Annotated in this window: 14 protein-coding genes; 7 read left to right on the top strand and 7 right to left on the bottom strand. The window is 69.2% G+C overall.

Features of this window, described 5'->3' with window-relative positions; all coding sequences use genetic code 11:
- Positions 1-157 precede the first annotated feature (157 nt).
- The 4 genes from AB0B91_RS05345 to AB0B91_RS05330 all read left to right on the top strand — a co-directional run bounded on the left by AB0B91_RS05345 (position 158) and on the right by AB0B91_RS05330 (position 4490).
- The gene (locus tag AB0B91_RS05345; protein ID WP_358315985.1) at positions 158-2470 is read left to right on the top strand and encodes a BTAD domain-containing putative transcriptional regulator; all 2313 of its coding nucleotides are present in this window, start codon (positions 158-160) and stop codon (positions 2468-2470) included.
- A gap of 48 nt (positions 2471-2518) precedes the next feature.
- A complete protein-coding gene (locus AB0B91_RS05340) occupies positions 2519-3526 on the top strand; it encodes a hypothetical protein (protein ID WP_358315982.1) in 1008 nt (335 codons plus the stop codon).
- A 74-nt stretch (positions 3527-3600) separates the two neighbouring features.
- Positions 3601-3801, top strand: coding sequence for a hypothetical protein (locus AB0B91_RS05335; RefSeq protein WP_358315979.1), 201 nt, complete (start codon positions 3601-3603; stop codon positions 3799-3801).
- Positions 3802-3851: 50 nt separating this feature from the next.
- Positions 3852-4490, top strand: a complete 639-nt coding sequence (locus AB0B91_RS05330; protein ID WP_358315976.1) for a class I SAM-dependent methyltransferase — start codon at positions 3852-3854, stop codon at positions 4488-4490.
- Between the two features lie 81 nt (positions 4491-4571).
- On the opposite strand, the gene AB0B91_RS05325 is transcribed toward AB0B91_RS05330, so the two are convergent.
- Entirely contained in the window at positions 4572-5453 is an 882-nt protein-coding gene (locus tag AB0B91_RS05325) for an NmrA/HSCARG family protein (RefSeq protein WP_358315973.1), read from the bottom strand.
- Positions 5454-5568: 115 nt separating this feature from the next.
- On the opposite strand from AB0B91_RS05325, the gene AB0B91_RS05320 reads away from it, so the two are divergent.
- Positions 5569-6282, top strand: coding sequence for a TetR/AcrR family transcriptional regulator (locus AB0B91_RS05320; protein ID WP_358315970.1), 714 nt, complete (start codon positions 5569-5571; stop codon positions 6280-6282).
- 99 nt (positions 6283-6381) lie between these two features.
- On the opposite strand, the gene AB0B91_RS05315 is transcribed toward AB0B91_RS05320, so the two are convergent.
- Positions 6382-12492, bottom strand: a complete 6111-nt coding sequence (locus AB0B91_RS05315) for an RHS repeat-associated core domain-containing protein (protein ID WP_358315967.1) — start codon at positions 12490-12492, stop codon at positions 6382-6384.
- A 21-nt stretch (positions 12493-12513) separates the two neighbouring features.
- Entirely contained in the window at positions 12514-13020 is a 507-nt protein-coding gene (locus AB0B91_RS05310; RefSeq protein ID WP_358315964.1) for a hypothetical protein, read from the bottom strand.
- 303 nt (positions 13021-13323) lie between these two features.
- On the opposite strand from AB0B91_RS05310, the gene AB0B91_RS05305 reads away from it, so the two are divergent.
- Entirely contained in the window at positions 13324-14133 is an 810-nt protein-coding gene (locus AB0B91_RS05305) for a helix-turn-helix domain-containing protein (protein ID WP_358315961.1), read from the top strand.
- A 5-nt stretch (positions 14134-14138) separates the two neighbouring features.
- Complete coding sequence (locus AB0B91_RS05300; protein ID WP_358317495.1) at positions 14139-15353, top strand: serine hydrolase domain-containing protein; 1215 nt, start codon at positions 14139-14141, stop codon at positions 15351-15353.
- A gap of 12 nt (positions 15354-15365) precedes the next feature.
- On the opposite strand, the gene AB0B91_RS05295 is transcribed toward AB0B91_RS05300, so the two are convergent.
- From AB0B91_RS05295 to AB0B91_RS05280, 4 genes are all read right to left on the bottom strand, one after another.
- The gene (locus AB0B91_RS05295; RefSeq protein WP_358315958.1) at positions 15366-16700 is read right to left on the bottom strand and encodes an MFS transporter; all 1335 of its coding nucleotides are present in this window, start codon (positions 16698-16700) and stop codon (positions 15366-15368) included.
- Between the two features lie 86 nt (positions 16701-16786).
- The gene (locus AB0B91_RS05290) at positions 16787-17833 is read right to left on the bottom strand and encodes a hypothetical protein (RefSeq protein WP_358315955.1); all 1047 of its coding nucleotides are present in this window, start codon (positions 17831-17833) and stop codon (positions 16787-16789) included.
- Between the two features lie 129 nt (positions 17834-17962).
- Positions 17963-19909 (bottom strand): S8 family serine peptidase, encoded by a 1947-nt coding sequence (locus AB0B91_RS05285; RefSeq protein WP_358315952.1) that lies wholly within the window; start codon positions 19907-19909, stop codon positions 17963-17965.
- A gap of 73 nt (positions 19910-19982) precedes the next feature.
- Positions 19983-21551 carry a phospholipase A2 gene (locus tag AB0B91_RS05280; RefSeq protein WP_358315950.1) on the bottom strand — a complete coding sequence of 523 codons (1569 nt, stop codon included), beginning with the start codon at positions 21549-21551 and terminating at the stop codon, positions 19983-19985.
- Between the last annotated feature and the right edge of the window lie 115 nt (positions 21552-21666).

Raw genomic sequence — 21666 nt, 5'->3', positions numbered from 1 at the left:
TCCCATGGTCATTCGAGTGCGAATGAACCCCCGAGAACGCGTTCAGAGTCACGCACTGCACTGCACGGGGGCTTGATTTCGTCAGGATTTCTACTGGACTGCGTCTCGTGTCTTTCGTATGGCGGGCTGTAACCACAAGTGCCAGACGGGGAGCGATATGCCAGACGGATGCGAACTGCCGGCCCTCGACCACGTACTGAAGATCGGGCTGCTCGGAGCGGTGCGGGCGTGGCGTGGACACCAGGAGATCCCCCTCGGACCGCCGCGGCAGCGGGCGGTGCTGGCGCTGCTGGCGCTGGAGGCGGGCCGGGCCGTGTCGGTGGAACGGCTGATCGAGGGGCTGTGGGGAGAGCGGGCCCCGGCGGGCGCGCGGGGCATGGTGCAGGGGTACGTCTCGCGATTACGGCCCGCCCTGGCCAGAGCCGGGGTCACGATCGCGTACTACCCGAGGGGTTACCTGCTCGTGCTCGCCGCCGAGCAGGTGGACGTACACGAGTTCAGGATCGCGGTCGCCCGGGCGCGGACCATGGAGACCGACGAGGCGCAGGCCGCCGGGCTGAGGCGGGCCCTGACGCTGTGGCGGGGCGAGCCGCTGACGGGCGTGTCCGGCGGGGGGCTGCTGGACCGGCTGCGCGACGCCCTCGGCGAGGAACGGCTGGCGATCACCGAGGAATGCCTGAACGTCGAGACGCGAGCGGGCCGGCACGCCGGGCTGGTCCCCGAACTGACCGGGCTCGTCGCCGAGCACCCCTTCCGGGAGGGCCTGGTCGGACTGCTCATGCTGGCGTTGTGCCGGGCGGGCCGCCGGGTGGACGCGCTGGAGCAGTACGAACGCACCCGCCGCCGCCTCATCGAGGAGCTGGGCCTGGACCCCGGCCCCGAGCTGCTGCAACTCCGCCAGCGGATCCTCCGGGGGAACGTCTTCACCGTCAGGTCACCCGGCCTCTCCGCCCCGGCCGAGACGGAGCCGGAGGTGTCGGCGGTGCCGTCGCAACTCCCGCCGAAGCCGGGGCAGTTCACCGGCCGGGCGGCCGAACTCGGCCTGCTGGACTCGGTCGCGACCGGCGGCGACACGGTGGGGATCGCCATGATCACGGGCGCGGGCGGGGTCGGGAAGACGGCACTGGCCCTCCACTGGGGGCACCGGATCCGCTCCCGGTTCCCGGACGGCCAGCTCTACGTCAACCTGCACGGCCACTCGCCGGAGCGGCCACTGCGCCCGATCGAGGCGCTCGGGCAGTTCCTGCGCGGGCTCGGCGTGCCCGCGGAACGCGTGCCGGTCACGGAGGAGGAGGCCAGCGCCGCGTACCGCAGCCTGCTCGCCGACCGGCGGATCCTGGTGATCCTGGACGACGCCGGCAGCGAGGAGCAGATCCGTCCGCTCCTGCCGGGCGGCCGGCGCTGCGCCGCAGTGATCACCAGCAGGGACCGCCTGGCCGGCCTCGTCGCCCGGGACGGCGCGGTCCCCGTTCCCCTCGGCATGCTGGCCCCGGACGAGGCGGGCCTCCTGTTCGGCAGGCTGCTCGGGGGCGAGCGCCTGGCGGCCGAACGGGACGCCGCCCGCGAACTGGCCAGGGCCTGCGGCTACCTCCCGCTGGCGCTGCGCATCGCGGCGGCCGGCATCCTCGGCCGCCCCGGCGCCGGCATCGCCGGCCAGGTCCGCCGGCTCACCATGACCCGGCTGTCCTCACTGGCGGTCGGCGGAGATCCGCACGCGGCGGTACGAGGCGCGTTCGACCTGTCCTATCACCGCCTGGATCCGCCGTCACGGCGGCTGTTCCGGCTGCTCGGCCTCATCCCAGGACCGACGTTCACCGCCGAGGCCGCCGCCGCGCTCTCCGGTGCGCCCCTGGCCGAGACCGATCACCTGCTGTGCCGGCTCGCCGCCGCCCACCTCATCGAGGAGGGCGACCCGGGCCGCTACACCTTCCACGACCTGATGCGGGAGTACGCGCGCGAGCGCGTCCGGGCCGAGGAGAGCGAACCCGACCGTACCCGAGCGCTGGACGCGCTGATGGACTGGTACCTACGCGTCCTGCGAGAGGCAGGGAACCTCGCCTACCCGCTCACGCTGCGCACATCCGCATCCACCCCCACACCCGTACTCGCGCCCACCGCCGCGACCGCCGATGGCGACCGCGACCGCCCGATCGGCTTCACGGACAGGCCCGCCGCGCTGGCCTGGCTGAAAGCCGAACGCGCCAACCTCATCGCAGCGATGAAGAGCGCCACGCAGAGGCCGCCCGGCTGGCGGCTCATGGACGCGATGAACGGCTACCCCGAGCTGACCGGAGGGCAGCCGGGCTGGACGGGCGTCCTGCTGGACGCCCCGCCCAATGAACCGCGCCGCGCTCCAACCGAATCGGAGAGCTTGCGAATAAAAGAGGTATTTGAGAGTGCAGGGCGTGATGTGACTGCCGCGCATAATGCGAGCAGCAGTTCATGTCTGGCTGATGGCGCTTTCGGGTAGAAGTTCTCCAGAGAGGTCGGGTCTCGTGATCTTCCCAAAGGTGGCGCCATGCGGCAGTGGCTCATTCGGGCGAAGGAACAGGCCGACACCGCGCTCGCGCTTGCTTTGGCAGTTGTTTTCAGTGTTCTCGGAGTGCTGGAAACCGTCTCGGTCGACGTGGTGAGCAATGCGATTCTGGTGACGCTGGCCGTGCTCGCCTTCTCGCTGCTCAGGGACCGCTGGCGCAAACAGGACACGGGCGAATCGGTGCTGCGCAGATTCTCCCACCTCGTCAACGAGCTCGACGCGACGCTCGGCAAGCACCGGGAGGTGCAGGATCTCACGGGAGAGCTGGCGCCGGTGCGCGGACTTCTCAGAGGGTTGGCGGAAGTCGAGGTCCTGGCCGGTCCGGCGATCAGCCGGGCCTTCGCCGACGCCCGCCGGGCCTGCGCCTTCTGGGAATTCAAGGGTGGCACGGGCACCTACCTTCGGGCCAAAACCCTGCCCGAGCTCGCCCGGCTGTCGCGAATGCGCAGCAGACCCATCCACGTCCGCATTCAGATCCTTGACCCAGATGATTTACCGCTGTGCGATGCTTATGCCAGATATCAACAGCAGATCACTCAAGAATTATGGTCGCTGGACAACGGCGAAGGCACCGGGAAGAATATTCAGCTGTCCTGCCTCGCAACCATTCTCGCGGCTTTCCAGTACAATCAGGGCTCGCTCCTGGACATAGAACTGTCCCTGTCCTCGGTCTGGTCGAACCAACGCTTCGATCGCTGCGACGACTATCTCCTGATGACCGTCAGCGACAAAGGGTGGCGTGCGTACCGGATCCGGAGCTACACGAAGCTCTACGCGGACTATTTGACGCACCTGTCGATCAGCTTCCGGCAGGGCCGGCCCGTGAACTTCAGCGCCGTCGCTGACACCATGCTTGCGGAAGCACCCACCGTGGCAGAAATCAGACAGCTTTTCGAACAGCTCAATCTTCCCCTGCTGTCCTATACAGATCATGACGTCGCGTACATCATCCAGCAGGCGTTAGCCCCGTCAAACCCCTACGGCGACTGACCGTTGGCGTGTCCCCGACTTGCGAGCTGCGGCTCACCCCCTTGGGTAGCCTGCGTCTCGCGATCTGCGGATGCGTGGATGCGCAGCTGAAGGCGTGCGCCGCATTGATCGACGACCTCGCCGAGGATTGTCACGGCGTGGAGCCGTTGCTGCATCCTCTCGGCTTCGCACTCGGCGCCCTGGACCTGCCCTCCTACACCAGCCGGCGGCAGGCATTCCCCCAGACCTCATTCGGCGAAGCACTCCGAGACGTGCTGGCCGGTCGCCGGAACTGACAGGGGCAAGAGGCCACCGCGAGGCGGAGCGCGGGCTACCATCGTCCGTCGTGACCACATCCCCCTCCTATCTGAGTGCCACCGCGGAAGCCTACGACGCCGTCGCCGTTCAATATGCCGATCTCTTTCGGGGCCATCTCGCCGAGGTGCCGCTGGATCGCGCGATACTCGGCGCGTTCGCCGAGTTCGTACGGGCCGCTGGTGCTGGGCCCGTAGCCGAGCTTGGCTGCGGGCCCGGATGGGTGACAGCGCACCTGCGGGACCTGCGATTGGACGCCTTCGGCATCGATCTGTCCCCGACGATGATCGACCTCGCCCGCCAGGCCTACCCGGACCTGCGCTTCGAAGTCGGTTCGATGGACGCTCTGGACCTGCCCGACGGCACGCTGGGCGGTGTCGTGTCCTGGTACTCCGTCATCCACACACCACCGGGGGACCTGCGATCGTACTTCGCCGAATTCCGCCGGGTGCTCGCCCCGGGAGGTCACCTCCTGCTCGCCTTCTTCGAGTCTGAGGGCGACCCGGTGACGGTGTTCGACCACAAGGTGACGCCGGCTTACCGGTGGCCGATCGACGACCTTGCCGGGCTGGCGTACGAGGCCGAGTTCGTCGAGATCGGCCGGATGCTGCGTGAGCCCCTGGAGGGTGAACGCTTCCGCCGAGGCCACCTGTTGCTGCGCAGACAGTAGATCCGGCGACCGGAGGCACAGGCGACGGCCTGCCACGGTTCCGAGCTCCCAACGCGGGCCTTGGCCGGAGAGCTCGACCCGTTACGCCGGCAGGGAGTCGAGTTGCGCCAGGAGCCGCGCCTTGCCCGATCGGTCCAGCCAGGTGGTGAAGTCCATGAGGGCGGCATGGGCCTTCCGCAAGGGCGCCAGGTCGGTGTCGTAGTAGGTCTCGTTCGCCCAGGTGAAGACCTTCGCGACCTCGGGGTTGTGCTCCCAGAGAGCTTCGAGCGGAATCTGGGTGTGCGGAACCTGGCGACCGGCCGCCCTGCTCAGCGCGTCGGCGATCCGCGGGGCGGTCAGCCTGTCGCCGGTGATCTCCATGGCCTTGCCCAGGTAGACGTCTGGTTCGGCGAAGGCCAGCGCGGCGAACGCCCCGATGTCGTCGATGGCGACGAGCTGCATGACCAGGTCGTCGTGCCAGGGCACGTTGAGCGAGCCGTTCTGGAAGAACCGCGCCGGACTGGTGAAGTCCTCCATGAACCCGGCGGGCCGCAGGATCGTCGCGGGCACGCCCAGACCGCGGAGGTGCTCCTCGATCTGCCACTTGTCGATGGGCCCCCAGCCGTGCTCCACGTAGAACCGGTTCTGGCTCTCCACGCCGCCGACCGACGAGTACACCAAGTGCCGCACGTCCGCGGCCTTGGCGGCGTCCGCGACGTTCTTGCCCTGGGCGATCTCGTTGTCGTTGGCGGACTGGACGCTGTAGACGCCGTGCGCGCCGCGGATCGCGGCGTCGACGGAGGCACGGTCGTCCAGGTCGCCGCGGACGAGTTCGGCACCGGCGGCGGCGAGCGCGGCAGCCGCCGGGGCGGTGTCGTCCCGGACGAGTGCGCGGACCCGCCAACCGTCGGCGAGCAGGTGGCGGGCGGTCGCGCCGCCCTGGTTCCCGGTGGCGCCGGTGATGAGGATGGTCTTGCCGTTCATGACTCGCTCCTGCCGTAGGTGATGCCGACGACGTGACCATATGACGAAATTTGAAAATTAGTCAACCGCAAGACGGCGCTTGACCAAATCTCGCATCTGGTCATATGGTCCCTGCGTGAGCACCAGCACCGAACGACTCCGAGACCCGCAGCAGCGCGCCGAACGGGCCACCCGGATCCTCGACGTGGCGGCGGACCTACTGCTGCGCCACGGCTACCGACGGGTGACCATCGACGACGTGGCCGCCGGAGCCGACATCGGCAAGGGCACCGTCTACCTGCACTGGAAGACCCGCGAGCAACTGTTCAGCGCGGTCTTCGCGCGCGAGGTGCTCTGCGCGATGGACGAGCTACGACAGGCACTGCGGCAGGACCCGCACACATGTCTGCTACGCAACTTCGCCCGCGCCTACTTCCTGGCCATCACGAACCGCCCCCTGCTGCACGGGTTCCTCTTGCAAGACCCCCACCTGCTCGGCAAGCTGACCAGCTCCCCCGACACCGCCCGCGACGACCGGCACGGCACCATGGCGCGCGACTACCTCGAACTGCTCGCCGAGCACGGCCTGCTCCGCGACGACCTGCAACCCGACGAGCTCGGCTACGCCTACCAGGCCACCTTCGAGGGCTTCCTGCGCGCCGAAGGCACCGCCCCCTCGGGCGGCCCGGAACAGCGAGCGGACCTGCTCGCGCGTACCGTCCAGCGCGCATTCGAGCGCGAGCCGACGCTCCCCGACACCACGCTGCGAGACCTCGCCACCACCGTCGCCACCTTGCTCAGCGACCTGATCGACGCCGACCGCACCGACTCCGGCATCCCCGAGGGCTGACGACCTGAGGCGAGCAGATCTACTGGTCGCGCCGCAGAGCTCGCCGGAAGGCTTCCGGCGAGCTCGGGCCGAAACTAGCTACCTATACGGCTGAAATGCTCAGCACGATACATTGCCGCACCACTTGGGAACCTTACGGGAACCCCCATTCCATTGTTTGACCGTGTCGCCGCCGAATGGAATCCAGGTCAATGCGAGGTCGATTCCAGCAAGAGCTATTCCACCTGCCTTGCTGTCCTTGAGCACAGTTTCGCCGATTAGCCATGTCGCCATGCTCAGGGTGGTCCCAAGACAAGAGGTGTTGTCTCCACCGACACACCCAATGAAGCTGTCCGCCGTTCCGAGCATCCACAGGGCTTTCGCCGCGAGGCAGACAAGGCCGAAAACACACACCGCACTGGCGATTGCCCCGAGTGTGCCGATGATCTTTCCCCGGTTCTCCCACATCCACACGAAGGCTCTGCCCAGGTTCTCCCAGTGGGCGGGCTGTCCGAACATGCGGGCCCAGTCCATGTGCTGGAGTATGCGATACCAGAAGCCGTCGCCCAGAACGACATCCCAGTCGCCCTTGCCCTTGTAGTTCTCGTACCCCGGACCGTGCGGGCCCGAATAGTCCTCGTACCCCGGGCCGTGGGGGCCTGAATAGTCCTCGTATCCCGGGCCATGGGGGCCCTTCCATGGGATGTATTTGCGGGCCGGCGGGTGAGCTCTGCCCCAGTCGCGTAGACCCCGGCTGAGTTTCTTACGCTGCTTGATCTGGCGCTCGGTGTGCTTCCGCAAGGCGGTTGTCAGCCGCTTCTTCGCGGCATTGCGGTTCTTCGTGAGCGACTTTTTGACGGGATTCTTGGGAGAGGAGTACATCAGCCCGTCGGGGTCGCTCATCGTGGCCGGGTTGTTGTTGCCGTACGCGTACGCGTTCATCTGTTGCGGGTCGAACGGATCGATGACCGGGTCGACCGAGAGGAACCTGCCCAGCGCCGGGTCATACTCGCGGGCGCCCAAACGGGTCAGCCCTGTTTCGGGGTTGGTCGTGCCGCCGACGAAGCCGCGGCTTCCGGCGGGCCATGCGGCGGCCGCGCCGCGCGGGTCGCCGAACAGGTCCTGCCGCCGGGAGGTGACAGCCAGGGTGGTGGCGTCGATGGCGGCCTGGGAGGTGCCGTGGTGGTCGGCCACCGTCCAGGTGAAGCCGTCGCCGGTGCGGGTGCCCAGGCCCTCGTAGTAGCGGGTTCCGGTGGTCGAGCCGGTGGCGGTGTTGAGCCGGAGCTCGCCGTCGCCGACGAACAGCGTCACCGAGCCGGGGTCGCGCCGGATGAGCTGCTCTCCGCCGGCGTCGTAGACGTAGGCGGTGGTCTTGCCGCCGGCGCTGATCGACTCGAGCAGGCCCTCGGCGCCCCAGGCCAGGGTCTGCGCGCCACCGGGTCCCGGCCGCGTGACCGTGTTGCCGGCCGCGTCGTAGGCGTACGCCGCGTTCGTCGAGCCCGTGGTCGTGCCGGTGACCGCGTGCGGCCGCACCACGCCGTCGCCGGGGTTGGGGTAGGCGTACGTGGTGACCGCGTCGGCGGCGCCGGCCACGCCCTTGACGGTCTTGGTGGTGCGGTTGCCGGTCAGGTCGTAGCCGTACTGGTGCCAGTAGGGCGCGGGACCGCCGATGACCGACGCGGACGGGGTGGCCGCGCAGGTGTCGGTGCCCTGGGCCCAGGCTTCGGTGATGCGGCGCAGGTAGTCGACGGTGAAGCACTGGGTGTCCTTCGCCGCGCCCGCGGTCCGGTCGGTGATGCGCCTGACATTGCCGGCCGGGTCGTAGCCGTAGGTGAAGTCGTGCACCATGATGCCGTTGACCTGCTCGCGTTCGGTGAGGGTCTCGGTGACCCGGCGGGTGCCCTCCTCGTAGTAGGTGGTGCCCCACAGCCGTTTCCCGGCCGGACCGAGCTCACGCTGGGCGAGTTCGCCCAGTTCGTTGTATTCGGTGTCGGTGACGTAGGTCAGGGCGCCGCTCACCGTGTCCGGCCGGCCGAAATCGTCGTAGCCGTAGGTCAGCGTCTCCTTCTCCAGATTGCCCAGCTTGGGCACCGTCTTGGTGGCGATGCTGCCGTCGGCGGCGTACGTCATGGTCGTGGGGTACGTTCCGGCGAGCTGCTTCTCGACGTCGGGGACGGTCACCGACGTTCCCTCCGGGCGTCCGGCATTGTCGTAGCCGGTGACCTCCTTGACGTAGGACTGTCCGTTGACATAGCGGGTGGAGGAGGTCAGTCCACCCTTGGCCAGGGTGTCGTAGACGGTCTTGGTCAGTAGTGTCCCGGTCGGCGAGTCCAGATGGGTCTCCACGACGCGCCCGAGCTTGTCGTACACCGACGCGACGGTCTTGCCCCGCGCGTCAGTGATGGTCAGCAGCTGGTCCGCGTCGTCATAGGTCATGGTCGAGGGGCCCTTGTCCGGGTCCTCAGCCTTCGTCTTGCGGCCGAGCACGTCGTAGGTGTAACGCCAGACGTTGCCCGCCGGGTCGGCGATCTTGTTCAGGTCGCCGGCCTTGGTGTAGCTGTAGCGGGTGACGTCGTTCGGGCCGCTGAAGGTCCTGCCGTGCCACTGCACCAGCGCGGTCACGTGGTCGCGGGCGTCGGTGTACGTGGTGGTAGCGGTCCCGCCCACCGGGGGGATCACGCTGACCCAGTTGGCGCTGTACGACGTCGTGGTGCGCCATTGCTCGGCGTTCAGCTTCAGGAAGATCTCTTGGGTCGGCCGTTCCGCCCCGTCGTAGACGTTGACGGTCGCGGCCGGCACCGCACCTGCCTCTGGCTGGTACAGCGTCGTCCCGGGGGCCTCCGTGTCGTGGTAGGCGGCCCGTTTGACGCTGACCAGGCCGCGCGAGTCGTACAGGGTGTCGGTCAGGATCCGGCCGTCGGTGGGGCTGGGGGCCTGGGTCTGCCGGGGCCGCAGGAAGCCGTCGTACAGCGCGTACGTCGCGACGCGGTTGCCGTTGGGCTCCAGCGTGCTGGTGAGCACCCAGTTCGGGCCACCGCTGCGGCGCACGCCGTACTCGTAGCGCAGGTGCGGGCTGTCACCGCCCGCCTCCGTCCGGCCCGGCTTGTACACCTTCACCAGGCGGCCGAGCGCGTCGTACGTCAGCGAGGTCGTCCGGTCGTTGGCGTCCTTCTCCTTGACGGTGCTCCCCCAGGCCGGGTCGAGGGTGGTGGTCACCGTGTGGCCGAGCGGGTTGGTCACCTCGGTCGCGGTGGTCAGCCCGTTGACCTCGGTGTACGACGTGGTGGTCGCCCGCTCCAGCTCGTCACGCGACTCCTTGACCCGGCCGTGATCGTCGAACGTGGAGGTCTCACTGACCAGGTAGGACGGCGTGCTGCCGGTGTAGGACTTGGCCGTCTCGGTCCTGGTCACGTCCCCCCGGAGCGGCGCCGCGCCGAAGTCCTGGCCGTCATACGACAGCCGGATGTCGGAGATGGCGTCCGCCGGGTACGACGGCGGAGTGCCGCACGCCACGCCGACGGTCGTGGTCTTGCTGGGGAACTCGACCAGCATCGCGGCGGCATTGCGCACGTACGTGGTGGTCGTGCACTGCTCGTCGCCGGTCAAGGCGACGTCGCCCAGATCGTTGACCTGGGTCTCGTTGCCGTACTCGTCGTAGGTCTTCTCCTCCCGGGTGACGCGGTAGTTTCCAGCGGAATACCAGTCCCGGGTCTCGGTCCGCGCGATCTCCACCTGATTCGCCTGGAGAGTGCCCTGGGTGGCGGTGAGCCGGGTCCACGGGTCGTTGACCTGGAAGGTGATCTCGTTGGTGCCGTCATAGGTGATCTGCTCGCGGACGAAGCCCTTCAGCGGTTCGGCGTCGGCCAGCGCCACGCCGGAGGAGTCGGTGACGCTGACCGTCTTGGCGCCGCCGGCGGCGTTGAGCCGGTCGCCGTTCAGGCCGCGGAAGTACTGGTACTGGGTCTTGGACTCGGGCTTGTTCTCGTCGTTGGCCGGGTCACCCTTGCGGACCGCGACCTTCTCGAACCCGCGCCACTCCGACCAGGTCCGTTGGTTCTCGGCCACCAGTGGGTTGTCGTTGTACGCCCAGGCGCCGCCCCCGACGTAGTCATAGCTGGTCACCATGTCCTTGGTATCGGTCACCAGGTCGTCCTCGACGACCTTGGTCACCACGTACTTGTGGAACCAGTCGTTGACCGGTGTGGTCGCGGGCGGCATCGCCCACCGCTGCGGGAAGCAGCGCTTGGTGTTGGTCTCGGCCGCGGCCGGCAGGGCGCCCGGCTTGCAGTCGGGCAACGCGTAGCTGACGTTGATCGCTCCGCCGGACTCGGAGGTGATGGTGGTAATCCGGGGTTTGTTCAGGGCGGGCAGGCCGTCCGTGACGTAGTTGACGCGGTTGGCCAGCATCGTGCCGTCGAACGTCACCGCGTCCAGCTTGATCGTGGGGGTGCCGGCCAGGCCGGTGTGGGTGACGCCGTTCAGCCACAACGCTCTGTCACCGGTGCCGTCGTTGGCCGGCGGGTAGGTGTGGGCGAACTCCCACTCATCGACGCCGCGGTAGTTCCCGCCAGCCGTCGACACCTGGGTGGTCACCTTCGCCAGGCGCTTGGTGGACCAGAACGTGGGCGACGTCCGGTCCCCGCACGCGGTGGTCGCGCAGTCGGTGTCCCACGGCACGTCCGGCCAGGCGGTGGTGGTGTGGGTGGTGGCGCAGGTCTGGTCGGGCAGGCAGCGGTCGGCCCGGTCGAACACCACCCGGGCGGGCGCCTGGGTGGTGTACTCGGCGCCCGCCCGGGTGCCGTACTCGATGCGCGCCAGCGTGCCGCCGCGCACGTAGGTGCCCGTGGTCGCGCCCATGTTCTGGGCGTACTTGTTGGTCTCCTGTTCGTAGAAGTAGCTCATCGAATTGCCGTGCGCGTCCACGACGTAGTCGAGGTTCCAGCGGTAGGCCTGCTGGCACGCCGAGGCGGCGAACGTGGTCTGTTTGCACGGCTCGTCGGTGTCGTTGCCGTACACCGGCGCCGTCCAGGCCGACTGCGTGGTGGCCCGCCCCGACGCCCAGCCGGGCAGCCGGTTCAGGCCGAAGAAGTACTGTGTGCCGTCGCTGGTGGTGACCTTCCAGTACTCGCCGTTGTCGTCGCCGTTGGCCTGGGGGTCGGCACGGAACAGGTGCTCTACCTGGGTGCCGTCGTCGTCCTCCGGCCGCCACACGCCGTTCTGGTAGACCAGGGGCCCGGACTGCTCGCCGAAGGAGAGGGTGGCGTTCTCGGTCTCCCAGCACAGGTCGCCGGTCTTGGTCTGGCCGTTGTTCCCGCCGAGATCGTCCGCGCAGCCCTTGTACGACCGCTCGATGAACCCGGGCGACAGGTTCCAGCCCTCACCCACCCAGGACGGCTGGTTGTTCGTCGCCACGGTGTGCCCGTCCACCGCGCTGGAGGAGTAGGACGCCGCCAGGGTCGGGGCCAGCTCTCCGGGCACCGGCGGCGTGCGCATCGGGTACGACCAGGCGAAGTCGCCCGACTGCGCGGAGACCTGCCAGGTGCTCGACGGGGCCAGCGAGGTGGCCTTGTAGTCGCCCTTCGATCCCGCGGGCGCAGCGGTCAGCGCGAACGTGCTCCCCGCCTCGCCGACCGACACCTCGGCGGACACCGTCGCGGCTTCGAGGTCGTTGCGTACGGCGGTGACCGAGGTCTGGTTTCCCGAAAGTCGCAGGCGGGATGCCCAGTCGCCGCCGTACGCGTCCTTGAAGGCCGAATAGTCGACCGTCACGGTCACCGGCCCGCGCCCGGCCTTGCCATCGGCTCGTTTGACGGAGAAGAGCAACCCGGACACGCCGGCCCGCTCGGTGGCGGCCCTGTCGAGCACCTCTACCTTCACACGTTCCGGCCCCGGCTGCTTGGCCGGCGCGACCCAGACGGGGAGGTCACCGGCCCGGGTCCGTGCCATCTTCGCCGCCGAGGGAACGGTGACCTCGGCGGCGCCGGCCGCGGGCCAGTCCGCCTTCGGCGCGCTCTTCCGGGCAGAGGCGGCCTCAGGGTCGGGCCGGGCGGCCGGCGGCACGAAGTCCTTGCCCGGCACCGGCTCGACCTCGTCCGGCTCGCTCGGCTTCACCGGCCCCTGCCCGGCCATGGCATCGACGATCATCGCCGGTGACGCCTGAGCCGGGGTGCCGGCCATCAACACGGTGAACAAGCAGCCCAAGGCCGCGATCAGCCATCGGTTACGACTCATGAGTCAAGATCCCTTCCTGGCTCATAGTCCGGTGGCGACGAAGCCGAGTGAGCGGTCGAGCGTCTGGCCCTCGCAGCCGGGATCGCCCGAGTCGAACAGGTCGCCCCAGCTCGCCCGGCAGCGGAACAGCTCGAAGCCGATCGCGCCCGGCGCTCCGGGTACGCCCTGCGGCGCGCTGGTCCAGATGAAGCCGAGCCGGCGAACGACTGTCTTGCCCTCACAGGCGGAGTCGGTGGAGGTGAAGGTGTCGATGCCGTCCTGGCAGCTCAGCAACGCCGTGGTGCCGGGCAGCTGGGTCATCGACAGGGCTCCGGTGCTGCCCTCCGGACGGTAGTTCGCCCCGATCCGGGCGGTGGCGCTGGCGTGATCGTACGGATAGCCGGTCGTCGTATGCCTGATCAGGCGGGTGTAGGCGAGGGTGTAGCCGAGCGCCGGCAGCTCCGTCGTCTGGCCCTCACACCCCGGGTCCGTGGAAGCGAAGTGCCCCACGCCGGGAACCTGGCAGCGGTAGACCAGCAGCGTGGGCACATCGGGCAGCCCGCAGCGCCTTCATCGGTCGCTGGGTCAGATCGGCTGCACCATGCCTGCCGCCCGGAAGCGGACTCACGTCCTGGCCAGGCTCAGTTTCAGCCGTCGAAAGTTCTTGATCCAGAGCATTCGACCGGACATTTCGCGGACATTGCGCCGTCACGGCATGCTGCCGGCGGTCTTCCTCCGGCACGTGGGCTGCGTCGGCATCGAGAGTCCCCAAGTGTCCGGTCTTTGACCTGGTGAACTCCCTGAGGCCGGTCAAGAATGCACAGGTGTCGCGGCAGCAAGGGGAGGCGCCAGATGGACGCGGTGACGGCGTCGTTCGGCAGGCGATTGCGGGTGGTCAGGCTCCGGGCGGGATTGACGCAGGCCGAGGTGAGCGAACGCGCGGGGGTGAGCGTGCGCACGCTCCGCGACATCGAGCGGAACCGGATCGCCCGGCCACGCGTGGCGTCGCTGCGGCGGTTGGCGGACGCCGTGGGGCTGGATCCGGAGACCGTCCTGGGCCGGGTCGGCGTGGAAGTCGCCGTTCTGGGACCACTGCGGGTACGCGTTGACGAGCAGGTCGTCGAGGCCGGAACGCTGAAGCAGCGGTGTCTGCTCGCCCTGCTCGCCCTGCACGCCGGTCATCCGGTGACGCACGAGGAGATCATCGATGTCCTCTGGGACGACCGGCCACCGGTCTCGTGCCGCGGCGTCATGCACACCTATGTCTCCCGGTTGCGTGGCTTGCTGCATCCGGACGTCATCGTCGCGGAGCGGGGCGGGTATCGGCTCGCGGTGGAGAAGATCCAGCTCGATCTGGCCGACTTCGACGCGTTGGCCCACCAGGCCGGGCAGGCGCGGTCGCGGGAGCCGGCCGAGGCGCTCCACCTGTGGGAGCGTGCTTTGTCGTGCTGGCAGGGCCCCATGCTGCGGGATCTGACCAGCCGGCTGCACCAGCATCCGTTGGCCGAGGCCGCCAGGCAGCGCCGGCTGGCCGTCGTGCTGGCCCATGCCGACCTGGCCGGGCGCCACGACGCCCGGCGGCTACGGGACGAGTTGGGCGTGGCGCCCGGTGCCCAGTTGCACGAGGCGCACCGGCACGTCCTCGCGGAATCAATCCGGTGACCGTCATGGAGATGTACGTGGCCAAGGGCTTCGAGCCGGTGCGTGCGGCTTTCGCCGGCAACACGGCCGAACTGGGTGACGGCGGCGGGGCATTCTGCGCGTACGTCGACGGCGAACCGGTCGTGGACGTGTGGGGCGGCCAGAGCCGGCCGGGCCGACCCTGGCGGGCCGGCGACCGGGCCGTGCTGATGTCGCTGACCAAGGGGCTGGCGACACTGTGCGTCCAGGTCCTGGTCGATCGGGGCTGGGTGGACGTGGACGCGCCCGTGAGCAGGTACTGGCCGGCGTTCGCGGCGGCGGGCAAAGCGGAGGTACTGGTCTGGCACGTTCTCACACACACCGCCGGTGTTCTCGGCTTTCCCGGCCAGCGCGAGCTGCTCCAGCTGGACGGCACCGGCTGGGACGACTACGAGGCGATCGCCGACGGCCTCGCCGCGGCCACGCCCTCCTGGACGCCGGGGACGAGTCACGGCTACCACGCCCTGACCTACGGCTGGCTCCTCAGCGAGCTGGTGTACCGCGTCACCGGCCAGCGCGCCGGAGACTTCTTCCACGAGGAGATCGCCGTCCCCCTCGGGCTGGACACCAGGATCGGCACGCCGCCGGCCGAACAACCGCTGGTCGCGGCCGTTCTGCCGGTCTCGTTCGCGGGTCTCCCGCCGGAGTTCGAACGTCTCTACGAGGCGCGGCAGGCGCGTACCCGCGATCCCGGCACGCTGGCCGGCCAGGCGTTCGCCGCGAGGGACGGCGCCACATTCCTCGACCGGGTCGACACGTTCTTCGCCGACCCCGGTGTGCTGGCCGCCGAAATCCCCTCCGTCAACGGCACCTCCACGGCCCGTGGCATCGCCAGGCTGTTCGCGCTGCTGGCGATGGGCGGCGAGCTGGACGGCGTGCGGTTGCTGTCACCGGAGACCGTGGCGGCCTTCAGCACGGTCCGGGTGAAGAGCCCTGACGCGATCGGCGAGGACGGCCCGGGCGCGCTTCTCGTCCCGAGGACTCTCGGCTATATCGGCAACTTCGCGGCTCCCGGTCAATCGCCGCGCTACGGCCCCACCCCCGAGGCGTACGGGGCCGAGGGAGGTGGCGGGGAGATAGGTATCTGCGACCCGGTGAACCGCGTCTCCATCGGCTTCGTCCGCAGCCACCTGGCCATGTCAGGGGCGTTCTCCGCCAGGCTCATCGACACCCTCTACCGATGCCTGGCCGAGCGGGGCTGAGGCGGGCGGACGTCACGCGGGACGAGGGAGGCACTCTTGCGCCATCGTGGCCGAACCATCCTTGATCGCCCGTCCGGCGATGGCCAGCCCGGCCAGCGCCATGACCAGCGTGGCCGCGAACACCACCCAGTAAGCCGACCCCGAGGCGGTGAACAGCGCGGCGGTGACCGCCACCGCCACCACTGAGAACACCGACTCGCCCACCTGCAGCGCCGAGCTGTTCTTGCCCTGCTCCCCTGGCGCCGACAGCTCCAGCGTGAGCACCGACAGCGTCGGGTACACCAGCCCGATCCCGAATCCGGTGATGATCCACGCCGGATACGCCAGCGCCACCGGGACCGAGGTGAACGCCACCGTACCCGTGATCAGGATGCCGAGCGCCATCGAGGCCGAGCCGAGCCGCAGGTTCGTCTTCTGGCCGAAGAACTCGCGCCCCTGCACCCAGGAGGCGAACGACCAGGTCAGCGACCCTCCCATGAGCGCGAGCCCGGACGCCCACGTGGGAAGGTGGCGGTGGTCGACCAGCATGAGCGACACCATCACCTCGGCCGCGAAGAACGCCCCGGCCGACAGACCGCGCAGCCCCACCACGGCAGGCAGCCCGCGGGCGGCGCGGAGCGTGCCGCGGGGAAGGAGCCTCGGGAGCGCCACGGCCAGCACCACCATGCCGGCGACCAGCAGGGGCAGCCGCCCGCCGCCGCTGCCGTACTGCATGAGCCCCGCGCCGACGGCGGTCACGGCCGCCCAGCCGACCTTGCCGAGCAGGCCGGGGGCGGGCTCGCTCTGCCCGCCGCTCACGGGCTGCCCGGCCAGCCCGCGTAGCAGCACCAGGCCGGCGACCACGGTCAGGATCGGCACCAGCAGGAACACCCAGCGCCAGCCGAGTGTGTCGGTCACCACGCCCACGATCGCCGGCCCCACCATAGAGGGCACCACCCACGCGGTCGCGAACAGCGAGAAGATCTTGGGATGCCGGCTCTCGGGGTAGGCCCTGGCCACCACCACGTACAACGCCACGCTGACCAGCGCCCCGCTGAAGCCCTGCAGGAACCGGCCCGCGATCAGCACTTCCATGGTCGGCGCCAGCCCGGCGACCGTCAGCCCCGCGGCGAACCCCGCCGCCCCGGTCCACAGCGGAGCCTGAGGACCGCGCACGTCCGCCCACCGGCCGCCGAGCACCGTGCCGATCACGCTCGCGGCCATCGCGCCGCTGAACGCCAGCCCGTACAGCTCCAGCCCGCCGAGCTCCTTGGCCACGACCGGCATGGCGATGGCGACCGCCATGTACTCGAAGGCCACCAGCGACACCATCGCCACCAGCCCCGCCGTCAACGCGTTCCTCGTCATACCGAGGAACCTACGATGACCTGCGGCGCCGCACCTCCGGCGGGGGTCCTGGACCGGCACCGGCAATTGGTCCTAGGACCGCCGCGTCAGCGGAAGTCGGTGAGGCGGAAGACGGACATCATGTCCTTGGTCCTGGGCCCGCCGGGGTAGAAGGACGCCTCCGCGCCGACCCAGCCGCGAAAGGCCCCGCTGTCGTCGATGATCTGCATCAGCGGCTTCATGTGCGAGTTGCCGGAGTAGCAGAACGTCTTGCGCTCCATGGCCAGGCAGGTGCACCAGTGCCACATGGTGTCGCGGCGGTCGGTGTTGGAGATCTTGGTGAGGTAGTACTGGATGGAGCTGACGTTCGCCTTGGTGCCGCCGCCGAAGTTGGGGCAGCCGCCGGACTTCTGGCAGGCGCCCTTGGAGGCCGGCTGCAGGTAGGTCAGGCACCAGGTGGTGGTGGCGCAGCTACGGAAGGAGGACTGGCTGAAGGGCTGGTTGGGCGAGTTCACGATGTGGTTGCCGGACCAGGAGGTCAGGTCCTGCCGGAGCGCTCCGGGGAAGGCCCGCACGGAGCTCATCGCGCGGCGCGTGGAGAGCGAGGCGTTGCTTCCGTAGCCGTACCCGTGGGTGGCCAGGGTGCTCTTCGCGAACTGCAGCTGGGCGAGCTTGCCGTCAGGCGACAGCCGTACGCGCCACTGCTCGGTCCAGGTCTGGTTGATCTTCCATCGGATGCTCACCACGTCGCCGGCCACGGTGTAGGTCCCGGTACGGGATTCGTCCGGGGCGCCGGTGTAACCGGGGGCGGTCAGGACGTCGCAGGCGCGTACGCGGGTGCTCTTGCCGCCTGCCTTGGTCGCGCAGCTCGAATCCGGGACGACACCGGTGGCCTGCCTGCCCTCGGGGTTGCGCTGCCACCACAGATAGGAGTTCGCACTGACAGTGCCGTTGGTCTTGAACTGGTACGTACCCAGACGCACCCAGTTCTGGGTGGACGCGGCGCGCAGGAAGCCCTGCGTGACCACGAAGTTGGCCTTTCCTCCCGGCAGAGCCGACAGGGATGCCGACAGGGTTGATGCGGCACTGGCCGGACTGACTCCGGTGGCCAACAGGGTGAACGTCGCGAGCACGGCGGCAAGAACTGCGCGCACGGGAAAACCTCCTCGATTACGGTCTCCACCGATTCTTGCCTAGATTGCCGTTTGATGCCTCCCTGTTGACTTATGTTCACAGCCGGTATTCACGATGGACGGCCGCCGGACCCGGCGGCCGTCAGAGAGTCAGCCGCAGTCGGGGATGACCGCGCCGCTGTTGTCGCGGGCCTCGTCGTTGCCCCACCGGCTCAGGTAGTACGCGGACACGTAGGCCCGTCCGCTCGCGCCGGAGTTCACCGAGTCCAGGTCGGTCAGCAGCCACCAGTGATTGTGATCACCGGAGGAGTCCCTGACCTCCTTGCCCCACGTCTTGCAGAAGACGTAGTTCGTCGCCTTCCAGAGCGTGCCCTGCGCCGTCGAGCCGCTCAACGGACCGGAGTACCCCGTGGCGTTGGCGAAGGTGTCCACCCAGTACTTGCCGTCGCTCTTCCCCGTGCAGTCGGGGATGACCGCGCCGCTGTTGTCGCGGGCCTCGTCGTTGCCCCACCGGCTCAGGTAGTACGCGGACACATAGGCCCGCTCGCTCCCACCGGCCCGCATCGCGTCCAGATCGGTCAACAGCCACCAACGGTTGTAGTTGCCGGCGGAGTCCCTGACCTCGTCGCCCCATTTCTTGCAGAACACGTAGTTGGTCGCCTCCCAGAGCTGCCCCTGAGACGGACACTTTCCGACGCAGTACGTCCACGGATACCCCTGAGCGTTGGCGAAGGTGTCCACCCAGTACTTCCCGTCAGGCGGAGGCGTCGGGGTCGGCGTCGGGGTGGGCGAAGGGGAAGGAGTCGTCCCCGTGGCCGCGTCGTAGACATTGATCCGCGGCGTGGTGGCCCCCGAATAGCCGATCGCCTTGCCGTACGACTTCAGTCTCGCCTCCAGGTCGCCGATGCTCGCGGCCGGCAACGCCTGCCGCAGCACCGCGAACGCCCCCGCCACATGCGGCGCCGCCATCGACGTCCCGCTCAGCGGAGCCCACCGCCCGCCAGGCACCGAGGAGACGATGCCGGTACCCGGCGCGAGCAGGTCCAGCAACGGACCCCGGTTGGTGAAGGTGGACAACTCATCCGTGTCAGTCGTGCTCCCGACGGTGATCGCCGTGGACACGCAGGCCGGCGCGCTGACGGCGTCGCCGTACCCGTCGTTGCCCGCGGCCACCACGGTGGCCACCCCACTCGCCCACAGCCGGTCGATCACCGCCTTGCGCGGGTCGGCGTCACAGGCGGAGGTGTACCGCCCGGAGCCGAGGCTGAGGTTGGCCGCCACGATCGGCACCCCCGACTCGCGCAGCGTGTACACCTTCTCCAACGCGGCGAGCTGGGCGCTGGTGAAGCTCAGCACGCAGGGCGCGGCGCCGGGCCCGCAGAAGTCCTCCGAGCCGAACCGGCTGAAGATCTGCATCGCCACGATGCCGGCCGCGGGCGCCACTCCCGGTCCGTCGGAGCCGCTCACGCCGACACCACCGGCCACGATGCCGGCCACATGGGTGCCGTGCGCGCAGTCGAGCGTGACGCACGGCCCCTGCTCGGAGTCGGCGGTTCCCGGCCCTTCGGCCGTTTCGGACCCGTTCGGGCAGAGGCTGGTGGCGCCGTAGTCGGCATCGGCGGGCGAGAAGCACGCCTCCGCGATCACCCGGCCGCCCAGGAACGGGTGCCGCACCGCTACCCCGGTGTCCAGTACGGCTACCGCGGTGCCGGTGCCGGTCAGTCCCGCCGCCCGGGTCTTGTCAGCACCGATGAGCGGCACGCTCGTGCCGAGCACCGGTGGCGCGGGCCGATCCTCGACCACGCTCACGACCTCGGGCTGCTGGGTCAGCCGGGCAAGCCCCGCCCTGTCCACCCGCAACGCCACCATCGGCAGCTTGGTGTAGCGCCGCAGCACCGGATCGGCGCCGGTCGCGGCGATCAGGTCGGCTCTGGTCCTGGCGGTCACGATCACTCGGGCCGTTCCGCCGGCGGACAGCTGCTTGGCCAACCCCGTCTCAATCTTCGGATCATCCGATACGGCTCGCGCCGCCACCCCGTAGACCATCGTCGCGGCGATCGAGGCTAAGACCGCCAGTACAGCAGGCCATTTCTTCACGTGCGTTTCCTGTCAGTCGAGCTGCTTCCCGCAAAAAAGGGGGGCAGGCCCGCGGCTGGCCTGCCCCGACGAGTCAGAACATCGCGCCGTTACGCGGGTTGCCGAAGCGGACGCCCACGCGGTAGATCCAGGCCCAGATCCGGCAGATGGACGCCCTCACCGAGCCGTACGCGGTGCAGGTCAAGTCCCGCAGGGTGACGTAGAAGACGTCATCCACGTCGTTCTTGCGCGACCTGTCCAGGTAGTAGCTGTAGTTTCGGTAGGTGTTGCCGATCAGCCCGTACCCGTAGTCGTGCATGTCGCAGGCCGAACGGAAGTCGAACCCGCCCGGCCGGCTGCCGGTGGGGGCAGTGCACTGGTCATGGAGGATGCCGACGACCCACCGGCGTGTGGGGAGCTGACGCCAGTAGGGCTTGTGCCAGCCGTAGTGCGCGGCCCACGCCGAGCAGCCGCTGCGGGTGTACCAGAGCCAGGCCGCGGCGAACGAGCACTGCCTGGGGTAGGACTGGGTGCCGTCAATGCCGCCGGGCGGGAACTCGGCGGTGGGCGGACCGGTGGCGGACGGGTCGGCGAGGCTCGGCGCTCCGGGGGGTGGCTGCGTGCTGCTCGCCGAGTCGGGAGCGTCGGGAAAACCGCCGGGACCTGTCGAGGTGGCGGCGGGCGCTGCCGAGCTACCGGCGTAGCTCAGCTCCCAGGCGCCCTTCCGCTCCGAGGACACGACGGACACCCGCCCGGAGGCGTCGTAGGCGTAGCCGGCCCGCTCGCCCACGCCCGGGTCGGTCACCGTCCGGAGATAACCGGCGGCGTCGAAGCCATACCTGGCCACGACCTGCGGCGTGTCCGAGCCGGTTGCCAGCGAGACCTCCTTGACGCGGCCGGCGAAGTCGCCGAACGTTCCGGAGGTGGCGGTCGTCGCCGTGGCGTAGGTGAAGGTCAGCACGCTCTGGGGGCTCTCACCGGCGGCCGGTTCCGTCACAGAGGCCACGCGGCCCTGCGGGTCGTAACTGACGGATGAGGTGCCGTACGCGATGTCGCCCACGCTCGTCACCCGCCAGGACGTCGGGTCGGCGGCGTTCACCTGGGCCCAGGTGTAGGTGAGGGCGTAGTCGGCCGAGCTGGTGGCGGTGCCGTCCGCGGGCGCGCCGAGGTCCAGGGCGGGCGTCTCGGCGACCGTGCTGCGCATCGCACCGGCCGCCGCGTCCCAGCGGGTCGTCTCGCTGAGCTTGGAACCGTCGGCCGCCTCGAACTTACGGACGCCCCCACCGGCCGGGAACGAGACGCTGCTCTTGAGGTCGTACCGGATGGAGCGTGACAGATCCTGCTCAGCGACCGTGATCGTGTCACCCTGGACGCTCAGCGAGCGACTGGTGGTCCCGCCGAGGAACTCGGCCTGCCAGCCGGGGCCGAACACCGCCAGGTCAGTGCGGTTGACGGCCTCCGGACGGGCGAGGCCACCGTCCACGGCAGCCACCCGGTGCCTGCGGCCGATCGCCCCGGCCGCCACGTCGGTCTCGCTCACTTCGAAGATCTTGCTGTCGGGGAAATACTGGCCCGGGCCGATCTGTTGAACGCCACTTTCCGGCTCGGCGACGTCGGCGGTGGCGGGCACGGCGGCGAGGATCGGGAGGATCGTGGCCGCCATGGCTAATCCAATGGATAACTTACGCAGGCGTGAAGTGGACATGCGCGCACTTGCTCCTTGATCGGTTGAGATGATCGATTACCTGGACCAATACGCGTGGCGATTTTCCAGGTGG

Source organism: Nonomuraea sp. NPDC049141 (genome assembly GCF_040648415.1).
Lineage (GTDB): Bacteria > Actinomycetota > Actinomycetes > Streptosporangiales > Streptosporangiaceae > Nonomuraea.
The sequence above is the reverse complement of the archived record's forward strand: the minus strand, read 5'-3'. Positions and strand labels throughout refer to the sequence as shown.

Excerpts from the sequence above, each read along its gene's own strand:
- AB0B91_RS05300 (WP_358317495.1), top strand. The coding sequence starts at position 14,139 with ATGGAGATGTACGTGGCCAAGGGCTTCGAGCCGGTGCGTGCGGCTTTC.
- AB0B91_RS05280 (WP_358315950.1), bottom strand. The coding sequence starts at position 21,551 with ATGGCGGCCACGATCCTCCCGATCCTCGCCGCCGTGCCCGCCACCGCC.
- AB0B91_RS05315 (WP_358315967.1), bottom strand. The coding sequence starts at position 12,492 with ATGAGTCGTAACCGATGGCTGATCGCGGCCTTGGGCTGCTTGTTCACC.
- AB0B91_RS05345 (WP_358315985.1), top strand. The coding sequence starts at position 158 with ATGCCAGACGGATGCGAACTGCCGGCCCTCGACCACGTACTGAAGATC.
- AB0B91_RS05325 (WP_358315973.1), bottom strand. The coding sequence starts at position 5,453 with ATGAACGGCAAGACCATCCTCATCACCGGCGCCACCGGGAACCAGGGC.
- AB0B91_RS05295 (WP_358315958.1), bottom strand. The coding sequence starts at position 16,700 with ATGACGAGGAACGCGTTGACGGCGGGGCTGGTGGCGATGGTGTCGCTG.
- AB0B91_RS05340 (WP_358315982.1), top strand. The coding sequence starts at position 2,519 with ATGCGGCAGTGGCTCATTCGGGCGAAGGAACAGGCCGACACCGCGCTC.
- AB0B91_RS05305 (WP_358315961.1), top strand. The coding sequence starts at position 13,324 with ATGGACGCGGTGACGGCGTCGTTCGGCAGGCGATTGCGGGTGGTCAGG.